We start from the raw sequence: 16,124 nt of genomic DNA, 5'->3' as shown, positions 1-16,124 counted from the left end.
TCGGTATGGGACCCGGTGTCCGGTACCGCCTGCGCCGTGCGAGTGATCATCCGCGTGACTGATGAGCAACGCTAACCGTCTGCTCCTAGCGTGATCGTCATGCGCACAGCCGACGATCAGTGGGACATCACCAGCAGCGTGGGCGCCACCGCCCTGGCCGTCGCCGCGGGGCGGGCGCTGGAGACCCGCCGCGCCGACCGGCTGGTCGACGACCCGTACGCCCAGCGGTTCGTCGACGCGGCCGGGACGCTGTCGGCGGTGCCGCGGGACCCGGGCGACGCCGCCGACCCGTGGGTCGTGCAGGCCGGCTACCAGGGCGTGCGCTCCCGGTTCTTCGACGAGGCCCTGACCGGCGCAGGGACGACCCAGGTCGTGCTGCTCGCCGCGGGCCTCGACGCGCGGGCCCTGCGCCTGCCGTGGCCCGCCGGGACCACGGTGTTCGAGATCGACCAGCAGAAGGTGCTGGACTTCAAGGACGGGGTCGTCGCCGAAGCGGGGATCACGCCGACCGCGCGCCGGGTCACCGTGCCGGTCGACCTGCGCCACGACTGGCCCGCCGCGCTCACCGCGGCCGGCTTCGCCCCGGACCGGCCGACCGCCTGGCTGGCCGAAGGCCTGCTGCCCTACCTGCCCGCCGACGCCGAGCAACTCCTCTTCGAGCGGGTGCACGCGCTGTCGGTGCCGGGCAGCCGGATCGCCGTCGAGCACTTCGGCGACCAGGTGGAGCGGATCGCGGACGATCCGTCGTTCCGCGAGGCGGCCCAGGAGATGCTGCACACCACCGACGTCCGCGAGCTGTTCTTCGCCGAGCCCCGGGCCGAGTCCTGCGACGACTGGCTGCGCCGCCACGGCTGGACGGTCACCGCCCGCCCGGTCCGCGAGGTCGCCGCGGGCTACGGGCGGCCGCTGCACGACACGGTCACCGACACCCTCGGCTCGGCGACGCTGCTGTGGGCCGACCGGACCTGAACGGCGGGCTCAGCGGGCGGCACGGGCGTCGACCAGCAGGGCCATGTGCAGCGCGGTCCGCACCTCGGGGTCGGTGAGGTCGAGGCCCAGCAGGCCGGAGAGGCGGCGCAGCCGGGCGTAGGCGGCGGGGCGGCCCACCCCGAGCCTGCGGGCGACGTCGGCGACGACCCCGCCCGCCCCGACCAGGGCCCACAGCGTGTCCCGGGCGTCGGCGCGTGCGGCGGCGGGCAGCGCCGTCACCGGGCCGAGCACGTCCGCCGCGAAGCCGAGCAGGGCCGGGTCGTCGCCGAGGCGGTGCACCAGCCCGCGCAGCGCGGGCACCCGGACGGGGCCGCGGCCGCCGGTCGCGGCGTGCGCGGCCGCGTCCTCGCGGGCCCGGCGCAGCAGGTCCGCCACGGCGGCGAACGGGCCGGGCCCGGCCGTCGCCGCGGCCACCGTGGCGGGCAGCGCGGCGAGCAGCGGGCGGCCGTCGCCGGGCACGAGCACGACCAGCTCCCCGGGTGCGGGCGAGACCACCGTCGCCCCCGGTGCGACGACGGCGAGCGCCGCGTCCACGGCCTGCTCCGGGTCGACGGCCCGCCCGGGGTCGTCGTCTCCGGCCGGGCGCAGCGCCACCACCGACAGCGGACCCGCGGTGTCCAGCCCGGCGGCGCGGGCCCGCACCGCCAGCCGTCCGGCGTCGGACGGCACCGCGACGGCCAGGTCGGCCACCAGCGCGTCGCGGGCGGACCGCAGCAGGCCCTCGGGCGACGGGTCGAGCAGCGACACCGCGTCCGCGGCGGCGTCGAGCAGTGCGCGCACCCGCTCGGCGGTGCCCGGCGTCGGCCGCGACGGCACCGTCAGCCGCCCCCACCGCGCGCCGGGCCGCCCGACCGGAGCGGTCGCCCAGCCCTCCGGCCCGGCGGGCCCGGCCAGCCGCGAGCGCGCCGCCCAGTCCCGCAGGTCCGGACCGCCCGCGGTGAGCAGCACCCGGTGCGCGAGGTCCTCGCACACCACGGGCGCGTCGATCCGGCGGGCCAGCTCGCCGACCACGCGCCCCGGCGGCACCCGGTGCAGGGCGAGCGTCCGGAACGCGGCCTCGACGCCCGGCGGCCCCGGGTCGTCGTCGCGGCGGGCGACCTGCCCCAGCACACCGGCGACGATCTCGGCGAAGCGCACCGTGCGCCGCAGCTCCACCAGCGGGAACCCGGCCGCCCGGGCGGCCTGCACCAGACCGGCGGGCAGCGACGGCAGCTGCCGGCCGATCTCCACGACCAGCCCGACCGCCCCGGCGGCCCGCAGCGCGTCGACGTAGCGGGCGGGGACGGTGGTGGGGTCGGCCACCGGCACCCCGACCGAGAGCACCAGCACCCCCGGCGGCAGCGTCCCGGCCGGGTCGGCGACCTCGCTGACGTGCACCCAGCGCACCGGGGTGCCCAGCGCCGCCCGCCCGGCCCGGACGGCGGGTGCCCCCGCCCGGACCTCCGGACGGGCCAGCACGTCGGCGATGGTCGGGTGCACCGGGATCCACTCCGTCCGCCGCGCGGTCGAGGACGATACGGATCGTATCCCTGACCGGGGCCGCCGCGGCGCCGACGATCGGAGACGTACCGCGCCGCTACCGAGGGAGCCCCACGTGACCGCCGTCGAGAACACGACCCGGACCGAGGCCGGAGCCACCCCGGACGCGCCCGCCCTCTCGCCGCACGCCGACGCCGCCGGGCGGCATCTCTGGATGCACTTCGCCCGGATGCACGGCCGGGACGGCGCCGCCCCGATCCCCGTCATCACCCGAGGCGACGGCGTGCACCTGTGGGACGACCGCGGCCGCCGCATCCTCGACGGCCTCGCCGGCCTGTTCGTCGTGCAGGCCGGGCACGGGCGGCGTGAGCTGGCCGAGGTCGCCGCGAAGCAGGCGTCGGAGCTGGCGTTCTTCCCGGTCTGGGGCTACACGACCCCGCCCGCGGCCGAGCTCGCCGAGCGCCTGGCCCATCTCGCCCCCGGCGACCTGAACCGGGTCTTCTTCACCTCCGGCGGCGGCGAGGCCGTCGAGAGCGCCTGGAAGGTGGCCAAGCAGTACTTCAAGCTCCGCGGCCGCCCGCTCAAGCACAAGGTGATCTCCCGGGCGACGGCGTACCACGGCACCACCCACGGGGCGATGGCCGTGACCGGGCTGCCCGCGATGAAGAAGGACTTCGAGCCGCTGGCGCCCGGCGGGTTCCGCGTACCCAACACCAACCTCTACCGCCACCCCGAGTTCGACGGCGACGCCGAGGCCCTGGGCCGCTGGGCCGCCGACCGGATCGAGGAGGCCATCGCGTTCGAGGGCGCGGACACCGTCGCCGCGGTCGTGCTCGAGCCGGTGCAGAACTCCGGCGGCTGCCTGACCGCGCCGCCGTCGTACTTCGCCCGGGTCCGCGAGATCTGCGACCGGCACGACGTGCTGCTCGTCGCCGACGAGGTGATCACCGGCTTCGGCCGCCACGGCGTCCCGTTCGCCAGCGCGAAGTTCGGGTTCACCCCGGACATCATCACCTGCGCGAAGGGCATGACCTCGGGCTACGGGCCGCTGGGCGCGATGATCGCCTCGGAGAAGGTGATCGAGCCGTTCCTCGCCCCCGGCGTCACGTTCCCGCACGGCTACACCTGGGGCGGGCATCCGGTCTCGGCCGCCGTCGCGCTCGCGAACCTCGACCTCATGGAGCGCGAGGACCTCTACGGCAACGTCCTGTCCCACGCCGACGCGTTCGGCGCGACCCTCGACCGGCTCCGTGACCTGCCGATCGTCGGCGACGTCCGCGGCGACGGCTACTTCTGGGCGATCGAGCTCGTGCGGGACCGCGACACCAGGGAGACCTTCGGTCCGCAGGAGCGGGAGCGGCTGGTGCGCGGGTTCCTCCCCGGGGCGCTGTTCGAGGCGGGCCTGTACTGCCGCCCCGACGACCGCGGCGACGTCGTGATCCAGCTGGCGCCGCCGCTGATCGCGGGACAGCGCGAGTTCGACGAGATGGAGCAGATCCTGCGGGGGGTGCTCGCCGAGGCGGACAAGATCGTGTGAGTTGGCGGGCGACCGCCGCGTCGGGTTGTTGCCCAACCGGCGGGTAACTAGGTTGACCCCCGCAGGCGCCGCACCGCGGCGGGGCATGCCGACGGGGGGCTCCATGACGACCGACGACCTCACCGGCGGCGGACGCGAGGTCGTGGTGACCCAGGCCCGGTCGCACACCGAACGCGGCATCCTGCGGCGCTGGGCCGAGGAGCAGCACCCGGGCTCGGCGGTCGTCGGGATCGGGCCGAACGGCGAGGTCCCGTCCGCGCTGGGGGAGGCCCTGCACGGCGACGACACGGTGATCGTCCCGGCCCGCGTGGCCTGGGTGACCCCCGAGCCCGAGGACGGCGGCCCGGTCCGCAAGCTCACCGGGCTCGCGACGTCGGCGGTGATGCGGATGGCGTGGTCGCCGCTGCACCCGTCGATGGCCCGGCACCGCCCGGATGCGGCGCGCGTCGTGGCGGGGGAGCCGGCGACCGTCGCCGACCTGGTGTCGCGGTTCGTCGCCCAGGAGAGCGGGCGGCCGGGCAGTAACGGCTTCACCCGGTTCGTCGCCCGCCAGGCCGTGCTGGCCTGCGACCGCGCGGAGCGGCGCATCCTCGGCGACCGCTACAAGGTGCCGCGCCGGATGGTCGAGCAGATCACCTCCTCGGCCCGGTTCCCGGCCCTGGTCGAGCGGCTCGCGCACCAGACCGGCAGCCCCGCCACCGAGGTCGAGCAGCGTCTGGAGTCCTGTCTGCACGAGATGGCCGCCGTGCAGAGCCCGCCCGCCATCGACCTCTTCCGGGCGATGATGGGGCCGATGCACGCCAAGGCCTGGGACGTGCAGGTCGACGAGTCCGGGCTGGAACGGCTGCGCGAGCTGAACAAGGAGCACGCGCTGGTGTTCCTGCCCAGCCACCGCTCCTACGCCGACCCCCTGCTGTTCGCCGAGGTGCTGCACGACCGCAACTTCCCGCGCAACCACGTCCTGGGCGGCAACAACCTGTCGTTCTGGCCGATGGGGTCGCTCGGACGCCGCGCCGGGATCGTGTTCATCCGCCGCACCTTCGGCGGGGACACCGTCTACAAGGCCGCGATCCAGGAGTACCTGGGGCATCTGCTCGCCAAGCGTTTCAACCTGGAGTGGTACATCGAGGGCGGCCGCAGCCGCACCGGCAAGCTGCGCAAGCCCCGCATCGGGCTGCTGCGCTACCTGGTGTCCGCGCTGGAGGAACGCCCCGAGCTCGACGCGGTGCTCGTCCCCGTGTCCATCGTCTACGACCAGCTGCACGAGGTCGGCGCGATGGCCGCCGAGCAGCGCGGCGGGCAGAAGAAGGCCGAGGGACTGGGCTGGCTCTACGGCTACTTCCGCGACCAGCGCCGCCACATCGGCACCGCCCGGGTGCGCTTCGCCGAGCCGTTCGCGCTGCGCCGTGCGCTCGACGACGCCGGCCCCGGCCGGGCCCAGCTGGAGAAGGTCGCCTTCCGGGTGTGTGCGGGCATCAACCGCGTCACCCCGGCGACGGCGACCTCGCTCGCGACGTTCGCGCTGCTCTGGGCGCAGGACCGGGCGCTGACCCTGCAGCAGGTCCGGGAGGTCGTCGCGCCGCTGGCGGACTACCTGGAGGCCCGCGGCATCCCGGTGCCGATCGCCGAGCTGCGGACCCGGCACGGCCTGCGGATGACCCTCGACCGGCTCGCCGAGGCCGGGGTCGTCACCGTCTACGACGGCGGCACCGAGCCGGTCTTCGCCGTCAGCACCGGCCGCCACCACGTCGCCGCGTTCTACCGCAACGGCGCGCTGCACCACCTGCTCAACCGGGCCATGCTGGAGATCGCGCTGCTGCGTGTCGGCGACGCCGCCCCCGACGAGGACATCGTCGAGGTCGCGTGGCGCGAGCTGGCCCGGCTGCGGGACCTGCTGAAGTTCGAGTTCTTCTTCTCCACCCGCCGTGAGTTCCGCGCCGAGATCATCGGCGAGCTGGACCTGGTCGACCCGGAATGGCGGACCCGGGCGGCCGACCCGGCCGACGTGCGCGGTGTGCTCCGCCAGGCTCCGCTGCTGGTCGCGCCGGGCGTGCTGCGGTCGTTCCTCGACGCCCAGCTCGTCGTCGCCGACCGGCTGGTCGCGCTGGGCGAGGAGCCGATGGCCGAGGAGAAGGAGTTCCTGGAGGACTGCCTCGGCGTCGGCCGTCAGATGCTGCTGCAGCAGCGGCTCGACCGCGCCGACTCGGTGTCGCGCGAGCTGTACGCCACCGCCGTGCGCCAGGCCGGCAACCGCGACCTGCTCGGCGAGCCGGAGTCCGGCGCGGCCGGCGCGTCACTGGGGGAGCGGCGCGCCGCCTGGCTGACGGAGGTCACCGCGGTGATCCAGGATCTGGGACGGCTGGGCGAGTTGCAGCGCGCCCGCCTCGAGGTGGTCCTCGGCTCCGGCGGGACGACGGCGCCCGAGGCGGCCCCGGCGTCGCCGGTGGTCCCGCCCTCCGGGGCGAAACAGCGTGCGGAAGGGGATACGGGTGTCGCCAGCTGACGGGACGCCGGCCGGGGACACCCGGGACCGGCTCCGGGCCATCCGGGAGGCGGAGCCGGGACCGGGGACGGTCGCGTACTTCGACTACGACGGCACCGTCATCGACGGCTACTCCGCGGGGGCCTTCTACCGCAAACGGCTGCGCGAGTTCGACGTCGGGCCGGTCGAGATGGTGCGCACCGTGCTGTCGGGCATGCGCGGGATCCGCACCGACGACGACTTCAAGGAGTTCCTCTCCATCACGCTCGCGACCTGGAAGGGCCGCAGCGAGGACGAGCTCCACGCCCTCGGGCGGACGCTGTTCCGTGACGAGATCGCGGGCTCGCTGCACCCGGAGGTGTGGGAGCTGGTCGCCGCCCACCAGGAGCAGGGCCACCAGGTCGTGATGGCGTCCTCGGCGACGCGGTTCCAGGTGCAGCCGATGGCCGACGAGCTCGGCGCGGACCGGGTGCTGTGCACCGAGCTGGAGGTGCACGACGGCGTGCTCACCGGCCGGGTCGCGGGCACCTCGCTGTGGGGCACCGGCAAGGCCGAGGCGGTCCGCGCCGACGCCGCCGCGCACGGTGTCGACCTGGCGGGCTGCTTCGGCTACGCCAACGGCACCGAGGACGCGGAGTTCCTGTCCGCCGTCGGCCACGCGGTCGCGGTGTCACCGACCGACTCGCTGCGCGCGCTCGCCGGCGAGCGGGGATGGCCGGTGCTCGACTGCGCACCCCGCGGCGGGCTGTTCCCCAGCGTCACCGACGTCGCCCGCACGGCTGTCTTCTACGGCGGCATGGCCGGCGGGCTGGCCGCCGCGGCCGGGGCCGGGCTGCTGCACGGCTCGCGCCGCCGGTTCGTCGACATGGCCGGCTCGGTCGGCGCCGACGTCGCCTTCGGGCTCGCCGGGATCGACGTCGAGGTGACCGGCGCGGAGTACCTGCACTCCGCGCGGCCGTGCGTGTTCGTGTTCAACCACCAGTCCAAGTTCGACGTGCCGGTGCTGATGAAGCTGCTGCGCGAGAGCTTCACCGGCGTCGCGAAGAAGGAGGCCGCGCAGATCCCCGTGTGGGGGCAGCTGTTCTGGGCCGCCGACGTCGCGTTCATCGACCGCTCCAACTCCCGCGCCGCCCGCGCGGCGCTGCAGCCGGCCGTCGACAAGCTGCGCGACGAGGGGATCTCCCTCGCGATGGCGCCGGAGGGCACGCGCTCGCCGACGCCCCGGCTCGGCCCGTTCAAGAAGGGCGCGTTCCACATCGCGATGCAGGCCGGGGTGCCGATCGTGCCCGTGGTCATCCGCAACGCCGGGGAGATCATGTGGCGCGGCGCCCAGACGTTGCGAGGCGGGACCGTGCAGGTCGCCGTCCTGCCCCCGGTGGACACCTCGTCCTGGGTCCCCGAGGACGCCGGGAAGTACGCCGAGGAGGTCCGCGGCCGGTTCCTCGACACCCTCGCCGCGTGGCCGGAGCGCCGCATCGCCCAGCAGTACGACCGCAGCGACGACAGCCAGGAGGACCCGGCATGAGCGACTCCCCGGCGGGCTGGGGTTCGGCCCGCGAGATGTCGCCGTTCGAGGTCATGATGTGGCGGGCCGAGGGCGACGACCCCCGTTTCCGGTCCCCGGTCCTGGCGGTCGAGCTGCTCGACGCCAAGCCCGACTGGGACCGGCTCGTCGCCGCCGTGGACTGGGCGACGCGGATGGTCCCGCGCTTCCGCGAGCGCATCCGGGAGCCGCTGGGCGGGCTCGGTACGCCGTACTGGATCCACGACCTCGAGTTCGACCTCCACTACCACCTGCGCCGGGTGCGGATCCCCGGCGCCGGACCGGGCTTCTGGGCGGAGCTGTCCCCGATCGCCGAGCAGTTCATGATGACCCCGTTCGACCGGGAGCGTCCGCCGTGGGAGGCCATGCTCGTCGAGGGGCTGCCCGGCGGGCGTGCGGCGTTCCTGCTGAAGCTGCACCACGTGCTCACCGACGGCATGGGCGTGGTCCAGCTCCTGTCGCAGCTGCACAGCCGCAAGCGCGAGCACGACGACACCAAGCCGCAGCCCGCCGCGCCCGAGCCGACCTCGCCCGACCCGCTCGCCGAGGTCGACCGGCTGGTCCGCCGCGAGGCCGGGATCGTCCCGGCGGCCGCCCGTGCCGCCCGCGACGTCGTCGGCGCGCTCACCCACCCGCTGTCGGCGGCCCGCGACACCGCCCGCTACCTCGACTCGGCGCTGCGGGTGCTGTCCCCGCCGCCCGGCGGTGCCTCGGAGCTGCTGCGACCGCGGGGGATGTCCTGGCGGTTCGTGGCGCTCGACGTCGACTTCGCCGACCTGCGGGCGGCGGGCAAGTCGGTGGGCGGCTCGTTCAACGACGCCTTCGTCGCGTCCCTGCTGGGCGCCTTCCGGCTCTACCACGAGGCGATGGGACACCCGGTCACCGGCGACGCGACCCTGCGCACCTCGGTGCCGGTGTCGGTGCGCAGGGAGGGCGACGCCGCAGGCGGCAACCGCTGGGCACCGGCCCGGCTCGCCGCGCCGATGGGCGTCGCCGACCCGGCCCGGCGGATCCGGGAGGTGTCCGAACAGATGCGTGCCGCCCGTTCCGAGCCCGCGCTGGAGAGCCCCGACGTCGTCGCGCCGCTGCTGGCCCGGCTGCCCGGCCCGCTGCTGACCCTGGTCGCGGGCGGCTCGACCCAGGGCAACGACCTGCAGGCGTCGAACGTGCCGGGGCTGCGGTCCGAGGCGTTCCTGTGCGGCGCCCGGATCGACCGCGTCTACCCGTTCGCGCCGCTGCCCGGCTGCGCGGCGATGATCTCGGTGGTCACCCACGGGGACCTGTGCTGCGTCGGGGCGAACATCGACGCGGCCGCGATCACCGACCGCGAGGAGTTCGCCCGCTGCCTGGCCGGGGGGTTCGCGGAGGTCCTCGCGCTGCAGCCCGGGGCCGCCGAGCCCATGATCGTCGGATGAGCGCACACCACGTCGGCGGCTCGGGGGAGCCGCTGCTGCTGCTCCACGGGATGACCTCCTCCTGGCGGGCCTGGAAGCCGCTGCTGCCCATGCTGGAGGAGCACCACGAGGTCTGGGCGGTCACGATGCCCGGACACCTCGACGGCCCGTCGATGCCCGAGGGCGAGTTCAGCATGGACCTGATGGTCGACGCCCTGGTCGAGGAGCTCGACGCGCTGGGTGTGCCGGAACGGCCGCACGTGGTCGGCAACTCCCTGGGCGGCTGGGCCGCGCTGGAGCTCGCCCGCCGCGGCCGGGCCCGCTCGGTCGTCGGGCTGTCCCCGGCCGGGGCCTGGTCGGTGCCCTCGGACCTGTACCGGCTGCTCGTGGTGTTCCGGCTCGGGGCACTGCTCGCCGGGTGGGCGCCGATGCGCACGCTGGCCTCGTGCGGGGCGATCCGCAGGCTGCTCCTGCTCACCGTGGCCGAGCACGCCGACCGCTACACCGCCGACGAGGTGGCCGAGCTGTTCGACGACCTCGCCGGCTGCACCATCCTGGAGCCGCTGCTGTCCGCGGCGCGGATGGACACCGCCATCACACCGTTCGAGCAGCTGCCCTGCCCGGTGCGGGTCGCCTGGGCCGGCTCCGACCGCACGATCCCCTACGGCCGCTACGGCCGCCCGCTGATGGACGCCGTCCCCGGCGCCGAGCTGGTCGTGCTCCCCGGCGTGGGCCACGTGCCGATGGTGGACAACCCGGCGCTGGTGGCCTGGACGATCCTGCAGCACACCCGCTACCAGGTCGCGTCGTGACCGGCCCCGGCAACGCCCCCGCCGACCTCTCCGCCGCCCTCGACGGCTGGGCCCCCGGACCGCTCGTCGGCACCGACACCGTCACCCCGTGGTCGGTCGCCGCGTTCTCCGGGCTGCTCGACCTCGACCCCGTCGCCGCCGACGGGGACCCGCTCCCGCCGCTGTGGCACTGGCTCGCCTTCCTCGACACCCCGCCGATGTCCGCGCTCGGCGACGACGGCCACCCCCGCGAGGGCCACTTCCTGCCGCCGGTCCCGGACCGGCGACGCATGTTCGCCGGCGGACGCCTGACCTGGCACGCCCCGTGGCGGGTAGGCGAACCGGTGACCCGCCGCCAGGAGCTCGGCCCGGTCCGGGTCAAGCAGGGCCGCAGCGGCGAGATGGCGTTCGTGACGACGCGGGCGGAGTTCCGCCGCGGCGACACGCTGCTCTGCGTCGAGGAGCAGGACATCGTCTACCGCTCGCAGCCGGCCGGCACCGTCCGGGGCACGGTCGCGCCGGACCCGGCGCCGCGCCCGGAGCACGAGTGGGCCTTCACCGTGCCGACCGGCCCGGAGCTGCTGTTCCGGATGTCGGCGTTGACCTACAACACCCACCGCATCCACTACGACCTGCCCTACGTCACCGGCGTCGAGGGCTACCCCGGCCTGGTCGTGCACGGCCCGCTGTTCGCCCTGCTCGGCCTGGAGATCGCGCGCCGCCACCGTCCGACGGCGTTCGTGCGCGGCTTCGAGTACCGCCTCACCGCACCGGCTTTCGCCGGCGCCGACGTCTGGGTCGGCGGGACCCCGGACGGGGACCGCATCGACGTCGCGGCCGGGTCCGACGGGGCACCGGAGTCGGTGCGGGGGAGCATCGAGCTCGCGACCTGAGCCTGCCCGGGTCCTGCCCCGGTGCACCACGGCTCCGTCCTCAGCTCTCCCCGGCCCCGGTCGTTGCCCCGCCCCCGGTCATCGCGGCGATCGCCTCGGTGACGGCCTGCTCCACCCGCTCACCGTCGACGCCCGACCGGGTCAGGACACCGTCGCCGTCCTCCTGCTCCAGCAGGGCCAGCAGGACGTGCTCGGTCCCGACGTAGTTGTGCCCCATCCGCAGTGCGTGCCGGAAGGTCAGCTCCAGGGCCTTCCTCGCGGCCGGGTCGAACGGGATCAGGGCGGGCACCGTCGTCGCCCGTTCCGGGAGCGCGGCGACGGCGGTCTCGCGCAGTGCCGCGGTGTCGGTCCCCAGCCCGGTCAGCAGCGCGACGGCCAGCCCCTGCGGTTCGGCGAGCAGCCCGAGGACCAGGTGCGCCGGGGTGATCCGGTCGCTCTCGGCCGTACGCGCCTCGTTCTGCGCGGAGACCACGACGTTGCGGGCCCGCGGGGTGAACCGCTCGAAGCCCTGGGCCATGTTCTCCGGGGCGTCCGGACGGGTGACGAACCGCTTCTGCGCGGCCTGCTTGGAGACCCCCATGCTGCGGCCGATGTCGGTCCACGACGCCCCGGCCCGGCGGGCCCGGTCCACGAAGTGGCCGATCAGGTGGTCGGCGACCTCGCCGAGGTGGTCCCCGGCGAGCACGGCGTCGGAGAGCTGCTCCAGCGGGTCCTGGTGGACCGAGGTGATGGCGTGGATGAGGCCGTCGAGGCGGACGGTGCCCCCCAGAGGTGTCGGTGACGTCATGCGTCAACCGTAAGTTGACGACGGTTGTTCGTCAACCTCGGGTTGACGATCACTCGTGTTCGGGCAGCAGGGGCACCTGCAGTCCCTCGTCGTGGCCGAGGCGGCTGGCGCGGCCGACCGAGGCCGAGCCGAACCGGCTCCGGACGGCGTCGAGCGCGGTGTCCAGGGCCGGACCGGCGTGGGCGTCGAGGGGAAGCTCCAGCTGCAGGGCGTCGTCGCGGTCCAGGTTGGTCAGCGACAGGCCGAGCAGGGTGATGCCGCGGGCGTGGATCTCGGGCAGGGCGTCGCTCAGCAGCCGGCGGGCGGCGGAGAGGATCGTCGGCGTGTGCGCGGTCGCGACCGGCAGCGTGTGCGACCGCGTGATCCGTGCGTAGTCGCCGAACCGCACCCGCAGCACGACGGTGCGGCAGACCCGGCCGCCCGTCGCGGCCCCACCCGCGTCGCGCGGTACGGACGGGCCGTCGATGTCGATGGTCTCGTCCGGTTCGTCGCGGTCGGACCCGCGGGGGGCGCGCAGGCGCCGGGCCAGCCGGTCGACGGTCGAGGCCAGGATGCCGTCGAGCTCGGTGTCGGTGCGCGGGTGGCGACCCAGGGCCCGCTGCGACCCGATCGAGCGGCGTGTCCGGTGCGTGTCCACCGGGCGGGGGTCCCGCAGGTGCGCGAGCGCGTGCAGGTGCCGTCCCGCGGCCGGCCCCAGGTAGGACACGAGCGCGGCCTCGCCGAGCGCGGCGACGTCGGCGACGGTCCGCACGCCCACCTCGTGCAGTCGCCCCGCCGTCACCGCCCCGACGCCCCACAGGCTGCGCACCGGCAGCGGGTGCAGGAACTCCCGCTCCCGCGCCGGGTCGACGACGAGCAGCCCGTCCGGTTTCGACGCCCCACTGGCCACCTTGGCGAGGAACTTGGTGCGGGCCACGCCGACGCTGATCGGCAGCCCCGCCTCCCGGGCCACCCGCTCGCGCAGCCGCGCGGCGATCTCCCGGGGCGTGCCCGCGATCCTCGCCAGCCCGCCGACCTCCAGGAACGCCTCGTCGATCGACAGCCCCTCGACCTCCGGGGTCGTGTCGCGGAACAGCGCGAACACCCGGCGGCTCGCCTCGGAGTAGGCCGCCATCCGCGGCGGGACGACGATCGCCTGCGGGCACAGCGCCCGCGCCTGGCGGCCGTTCATGGCGGTCCGCACGCCGTGCGCCTTGGCCTCGTAGCTCGCGGCCAGCACGACACCGCCGCCCACGACCACCGGCCGCCCCTGCAGGCGCGGGTCGTCGCGCTGCTCGACCGACGCGTAGAACGAGTCCAGGTCGGCATGCAGGATGGTGGCCAGGCCGCGCACGAACACATGTTCGCATGCGGCGGGGTCCGCGGCGAGCGGCTGCGCCCGACGGCTCAGGCGCCCCCGGTCCGGCTGCGCCAGCGTTCCCGAGCCCGGCGTGCGGCCTTGGCCACCGCGGCGTCCGGGTGGTGCTCGCCGAGCGCGGCCAGCACCTCGCCGACCCGCGGGTGGTCCAGCTGCCACACGGCGTCGAACACCTCGAGGGTCTCGGGCGGGAACTCGGCGGCGAACGCGTCCGGCCAGTCCTCGGCGTCGACGGTGTCCAGCGCGACGGCCAGCACGTCGATCGAGGCGGTGAGCAGCAGCTCCGGCTCGACGGCGTCGGCGTCGAGCTCTCCGCGCGCGACCAGCCGGCGCGCCACCATGCCGCGGTGCGGGCCGTCGAGGTGGTCGTGCAGCAGGGTGTCGACGGCCTCGGCGCCGAAGCGGTCCGCGGCCACGCCGGTCGCGGTGAGGGCGACGAGCAGGGGCTGGCCCGGCGCGAGCGCCGCCGCCACGAACTCGGCCACCGCCCGCGCCGGATCGGGCTGCGCGGCGTGCCAGGCGTCGATGTCGCGGCGCCATTCGTCGGGCGGGACCTCTCCGGCCAGCTCGACGATCTCCGCGGCCGAGGCGACCGCCGGGTCCGGCCGGGTCGGGTAGTGCAGGTCCTCCGCGGCGAGCAGCAGCAGCGCGCACGCGACCCCGCCCGGGGTGAGCTGCACGATGCCGCCGACCCGGACCTCCTCCGCCCCGTCGGGCTCGTGGCTCGACCCGGTCCAGGCGACCATCCCGAGCCGCTCCAGCTGCTCCAGCAGCGTCGCGGTCCGGAGCGAGGCGACGTCGGCGTCCCCGTCGGCGTCCTCGGTCCAGTCGAGCAGCACGTCCAGGGCGTGGCGCAGGTCGTCGTGGTCGACGCCGTCGTCGACGTGGCGCAGCAGGAACAGCAGGGCCGGGGTCGCGTCCTCCGACGGCGGACCCTCCTCGGCGCGCAGCAGCGCCTCGATCGCCTCGTCGTCGATCTCACCGGTGAACACCACGTCCGCTTCGGGTGCGGTGTCGTCGACCGGGGTCGGCGCGGCCTCCCGGACGGGCAGGTCCGGGTCCACGGTGTCCTCGGCGGCGACGTGCGGCCAGCCCGTCGACAGCGCGCCCACCTCGCGGGCGGCGAGCACCAGGTCCTCGTGGGCGGAGGTGTCGTCCAGCCCGGCGAAGCGCGGCACCGCCACCAGCCGTCCCGACTCCCGCCGGACGGCGCCGGCGCGCACGCTCGTCTCCAGCACCCAGGTCAGGGTCCGCAGCCGGGTCGAACGGTCGAGGCGGACGACACGGTCCGGCTCGTCGCCGGTGCCGAGCAGACCGACCAGCTCGCGGGCGTCGGCGAGGCGCAGGTTGCCCGTCGCGGTCAGGGACCGGCCGCGCGGGCCGCACCAGCCGGCCAGCGCCCGCGCGTCGTGCAGGATCCGGGCCTGCGCCGCGGACGCCGCCCGGTCGGCGGGCGAGGGGATCCGCACCGGGTCCGGGTCGTCACCCAGCTCGGTGAGCAGCGGCGACCCGGCCCCGGCCTCCAGCTCGTCGTACTCCTCGACGTACTCGCCGCACAGTCGCCGCACCTGCGACGGCCGCGGCGAGCCCGGGGCGAGCAGCCCGCGCTCGTCGAGGAACTCCACGAACGCGGCGACGCTGGCGGGCACCAGCCGCACCGGCAGCCGGTGCTCCAGCACGATGTGCGGGCACCAGCCGTCGAGGAAGGTCTCGACGTGCTCCAGCGGCCAGTCGGCGAGGTCGCCGTCGCCGGCGAGCCACTTGTACTGCAGCAGCAGCTCCGCCGACATCGGTTCGGCGACCACCTCGTTCTCGGTCAGCCACGCCGCGAACCCGTCGAGGAGTTCCTGGGCGGCCGCGTGGAACTCGTCGTCGGAGTCCGGGCCGAACCGCATGCGCATGGGCCGAGTGTGCACGCCCGGCACCGGCCACACACCCACGGGCGCCGATCGGCGTGTCCGGAGCAGGTCGTGCCGCGGGCGGGCAGGATGGGCCCGGACATGACCACACTGTTCGCCCTGCTGATCGCCGCGACGGCGATGGTCGGCAACACCGTCGCCGCCCTCTGGGAGGCCCGCGGCAGCCGGCTGGCGAAGTACGGGCGCCCGGTGTGGCTCCAGCCGTGGTTCCTGGCCGGGCTGCTCGCCGACGTCGTGGCCTGGGTGCTCACCGTCGTCGCGCTGCGGTACCTGCCGGTCTTCGCGGTGCAGTCGATCCTGGCGGGCGCGATCGCGCTGACCACACTGGCCGACCACGACTGGAACCCGTGGAACCTGATCCGGCGCGACCGGTGGGCGGTCGTCGCGGTGCTGGCCGGGCTGGTCGTGGTGGCCGCGAGCGCCGCGCCGGACCGCCCGGACGCGCTGCCCCCCGTGGCCACCCCGGTCCTGCTGGTGTCGTTCGTGGTGATCCTGGCCGCCGCCCCGTTCGTGTGGCGGGCCGGACGGCCGATGCTGCTGGCGCTGCTGGCCGGGCTGGGCTTCGGCGGGACCGCGCTGGCCGTCCGCGCGATCCACCCCGGCCCGCTCCGATGGGAGACCGCGGGCAACCTGCTGCTCGACCCGCTGGTGTACGGCGTCGTCGCGATGGGGGTGCTCGGGGTGCTGGCCTTCGCCCGCGCCCTGCAGGACGGCGCCGTCGGCCCGGCGACGGCGGTGCTGTCGGTGACCGAGGTGGTCGTGCCCGGTCTCGTCGGGATCGCGCTGCTCGGCGACCGGATCCGGCCCGGCTGGGAGGGGGCGGCGCTGGCCGGGGTCCTCGTCGCGCTCGGCGGGGTGGTCGCGCTGACCCGCCCGGACCCGGAGTCGGTCCGCCGCCGCGTGCACTGAGCCGCGGCCCCGGGGGAACACCTCCGCCCGGCTGTGGTGTTGC

The 16,124-nt window shown here is 75.5% G+C and carries 12 protein-coding genes; 8 read left to right on the top strand and 4 right to left on the bottom strand.

Translation table 11 applies throughout. The annotated features are described in order from the left end of the window. The first annotated feature begins 99 nt into the window (after positions 1-99). The gene (locus MTO91_RS17725) at positions 100-969 is read left to right on the top strand and encodes an SAM-dependent methyltransferase (protein ID WP_476651960.1); all 870 of its coding nucleotides are present in this window, start codon (positions 100-102) and stop codon (positions 967-969) included. 9 nt (positions 970-978) lie between these two features. Here MTO91_RS17725 and MTO91_RS17720 read toward each other — a convergent pair whose 3' ends face one another. Beyond that, on the bottom strand, positions 979-2,469 hold the full coding sequence (locus MTO91_RS17720; RefSeq protein WP_476651958.1) for a PucR family transcriptional regulator: 1,491 nt from the start codon (positions 2,467-2,469) through the stop codon (positions 979-981). Positions 2,470-2,584: 115 nt separating this feature from the next. On the opposite strand from MTO91_RS17720, the gene MTO91_RS17715 reads away from it, so the two are divergent. The 6 genes from MTO91_RS17715 to MTO91_RS17690 all read left to right on the top strand — a co-directional run bounded on the left by MTO91_RS17715 (position 2,585) and on the right by MTO91_RS17690 (position 11,109). Continuing rightward, positions 2,585-4,006 (top strand): aspartate aminotransferase family protein, encoded by a 1,422-nt coding sequence (locus MTO91_RS17715; RefSeq protein ID WP_073574250.1) that lies wholly within the window; start codon positions 2,585-2,587, stop codon positions 4,004-4,006. Positions 4,007-4,109: 103 nt separating this feature from the next. Beyond that, positions 4,110-6,509 carry a glycerol-3-phosphate 1-O-acyltransferase gene (locus MTO91_RS17710; RefSeq protein WP_073574249.1) on the top strand — a complete coding sequence of 800 codons (2,400 nt, stop codon included), beginning with the start codon at positions 4,110-4,112 and terminating at the stop codon, positions 6,507-6,509. After that, entirely contained in the window at positions 6,496-8,013 is a 1,518-nt protein-coding gene (locus tag MTO91_RS17705) for an HAD-IB family hydrolase (RefSeq protein ID WP_476651957.1), read from the top strand. The genes MTO91_RS17710 and MTO91_RS17705 overlap by 14 nt, the downstream gene beginning before the upstream one ends. Next, positions 8,010-9,446, top strand: a complete 1,437-nt coding sequence (locus MTO91_RS17700; RefSeq protein ID WP_161151302.1) for a wax ester/triacylglycerol synthase domain-containing protein — start codon at positions 8,010-8,012, stop codon at positions 9,444-9,446. The genes MTO91_RS17705 and MTO91_RS17700 overlap by 4 nt, the downstream gene beginning before the upstream one ends. Continuing rightward, positions 9,443-10,237 carry an alpha/beta fold hydrolase gene (locus MTO91_RS17695; RefSeq protein ID WP_073574246.1) on the top strand — a complete coding sequence of 265 codons (795 nt, stop codon included), beginning with the start codon at positions 9,443-9,445 and terminating at the stop codon, positions 10,235-10,237. The genes MTO91_RS17700 and MTO91_RS17695 overlap by 4 nt, the downstream gene beginning before the upstream one ends. After that, positions 10,234-11,109: an HTD2 family dehydratase gene (locus MTO91_RS17690; protein ID WP_073574245.1), complete on the top strand. Its 876-nt coding sequence runs from the start codon at positions 10,234-10,236 to the stop codon at positions 11,107-11,109. Before MTO91_RS17695 ends, MTO91_RS17690 begins: the two co-directional genes overlap by 4 nt. A 40-nt stretch (positions 11,110-11,149) precedes the next feature. Here MTO91_RS17690 and MTO91_RS17685 read toward each other — a convergent pair whose 3' ends face one another. The 3 genes from MTO91_RS17685 to MTO91_RS17675 are packed head-to-tail and all read right to left on the bottom strand — an operon-like array spanning position 11,150 to position 15,154. Beyond that, positions 11,150-11,896, bottom strand: a complete 747-nt coding sequence (locus MTO91_RS17685) for a Clp protease N-terminal domain-containing protein (RefSeq protein ID WP_476651956.1) — start codon at positions 11,894-11,896, stop codon at positions 11,150-11,152. Between the two features lie 49 nt (positions 11,897-11,945). Further along, positions 11,946-13,235, bottom strand: a complete 1,290-nt coding sequence (gene dinB, locus MTO91_RS17680) for a DNA polymerase IV (RefSeq protein WP_476651954.1) — start codon at positions 13,233-13,235, stop codon at positions 11,946-11,948. Between the two features lie 47 nt (positions 13,236-13,282). Beyond that, a complete protein-coding gene (locus tag MTO91_RS17675) occupies positions 13,283-15,154 on the bottom strand; it encodes a hypothetical protein (RefSeq protein ID WP_161151298.1) in 1,872 nt (623 codons plus the stop codon). Positions 15,155-15,253: 99 nt separating this feature from the next. Here MTO91_RS17675 and MTO91_RS17670 point away from each other — a divergent pair, with 99 nt between their 5' ends. Continuing rightward, the gene (locus MTO91_RS17670; protein WP_253068726.1) at positions 15,254-16,081 is read left to right on the top strand and encodes a hypothetical protein; all 828 of its coding nucleotides are present in this window, start codon (positions 15,254-15,256) and stop codon (positions 16,079-16,081) included. Positions 16,082-16,124: the final 43 nt, after the last annotated feature.

This window comes from Pseudonocardia sp. 2-7 (genome assembly GCF_056341085.1).
This window is presented reverse-complemented; position numbering and strand designations above follow the sequence as displayed.

Bases quoted from the DNA above. Each gene is read 5' to 3' on its own strand.
- MTO91_RS17725 (WP_476651960.1), top strand. From the start codon at position 100: ATGCGCACAGCCGACGATCAGTGGGACATCACCAGCAGCGTGGGCGCC.
- MTO91_RS17710 (WP_073574249.1), top strand. From the start codon at position 4,110: ATGACGACCGACGACCTCACCGGCGGCGGACGCGAGGTCGTGGTGACC.
- MTO91_RS17700 (WP_161151302.1), top strand. From the start codon at position 8,010: ATGAGCGACTCCCCGGCGGGCTGGGGTTCGGCCCGCGAGATGTCGCCG.
- MTO91_RS17695 (WP_073574246.1), top strand. From the start codon at position 9,443: ATGAGCGCACACCACGTCGGCGGCTCGGGGGAGCCGCTGCTGCTGCTC.
- MTO91_RS17685 (WP_476651956.1), bottom strand. From the start codon at position 11,896: ATGACGTCACCGACACCTCTGGGGGGCACCGTCCGCCTCGACGGCCTC.
- MTO91_RS17675 (WP_161151298.1), bottom strand. From the start codon at position 15,154: ATGCGCATGCGGTTCGGCCCGGACTCCGACGACGAGTTCCACGCGGCC.
- MTO91_RS17670 (WP_253068726.1), top strand. From the start codon at position 15,254: ATGACCACACTGTTCGCCCTGCTGATCGCCGCGACGGCGATGGTCGGC.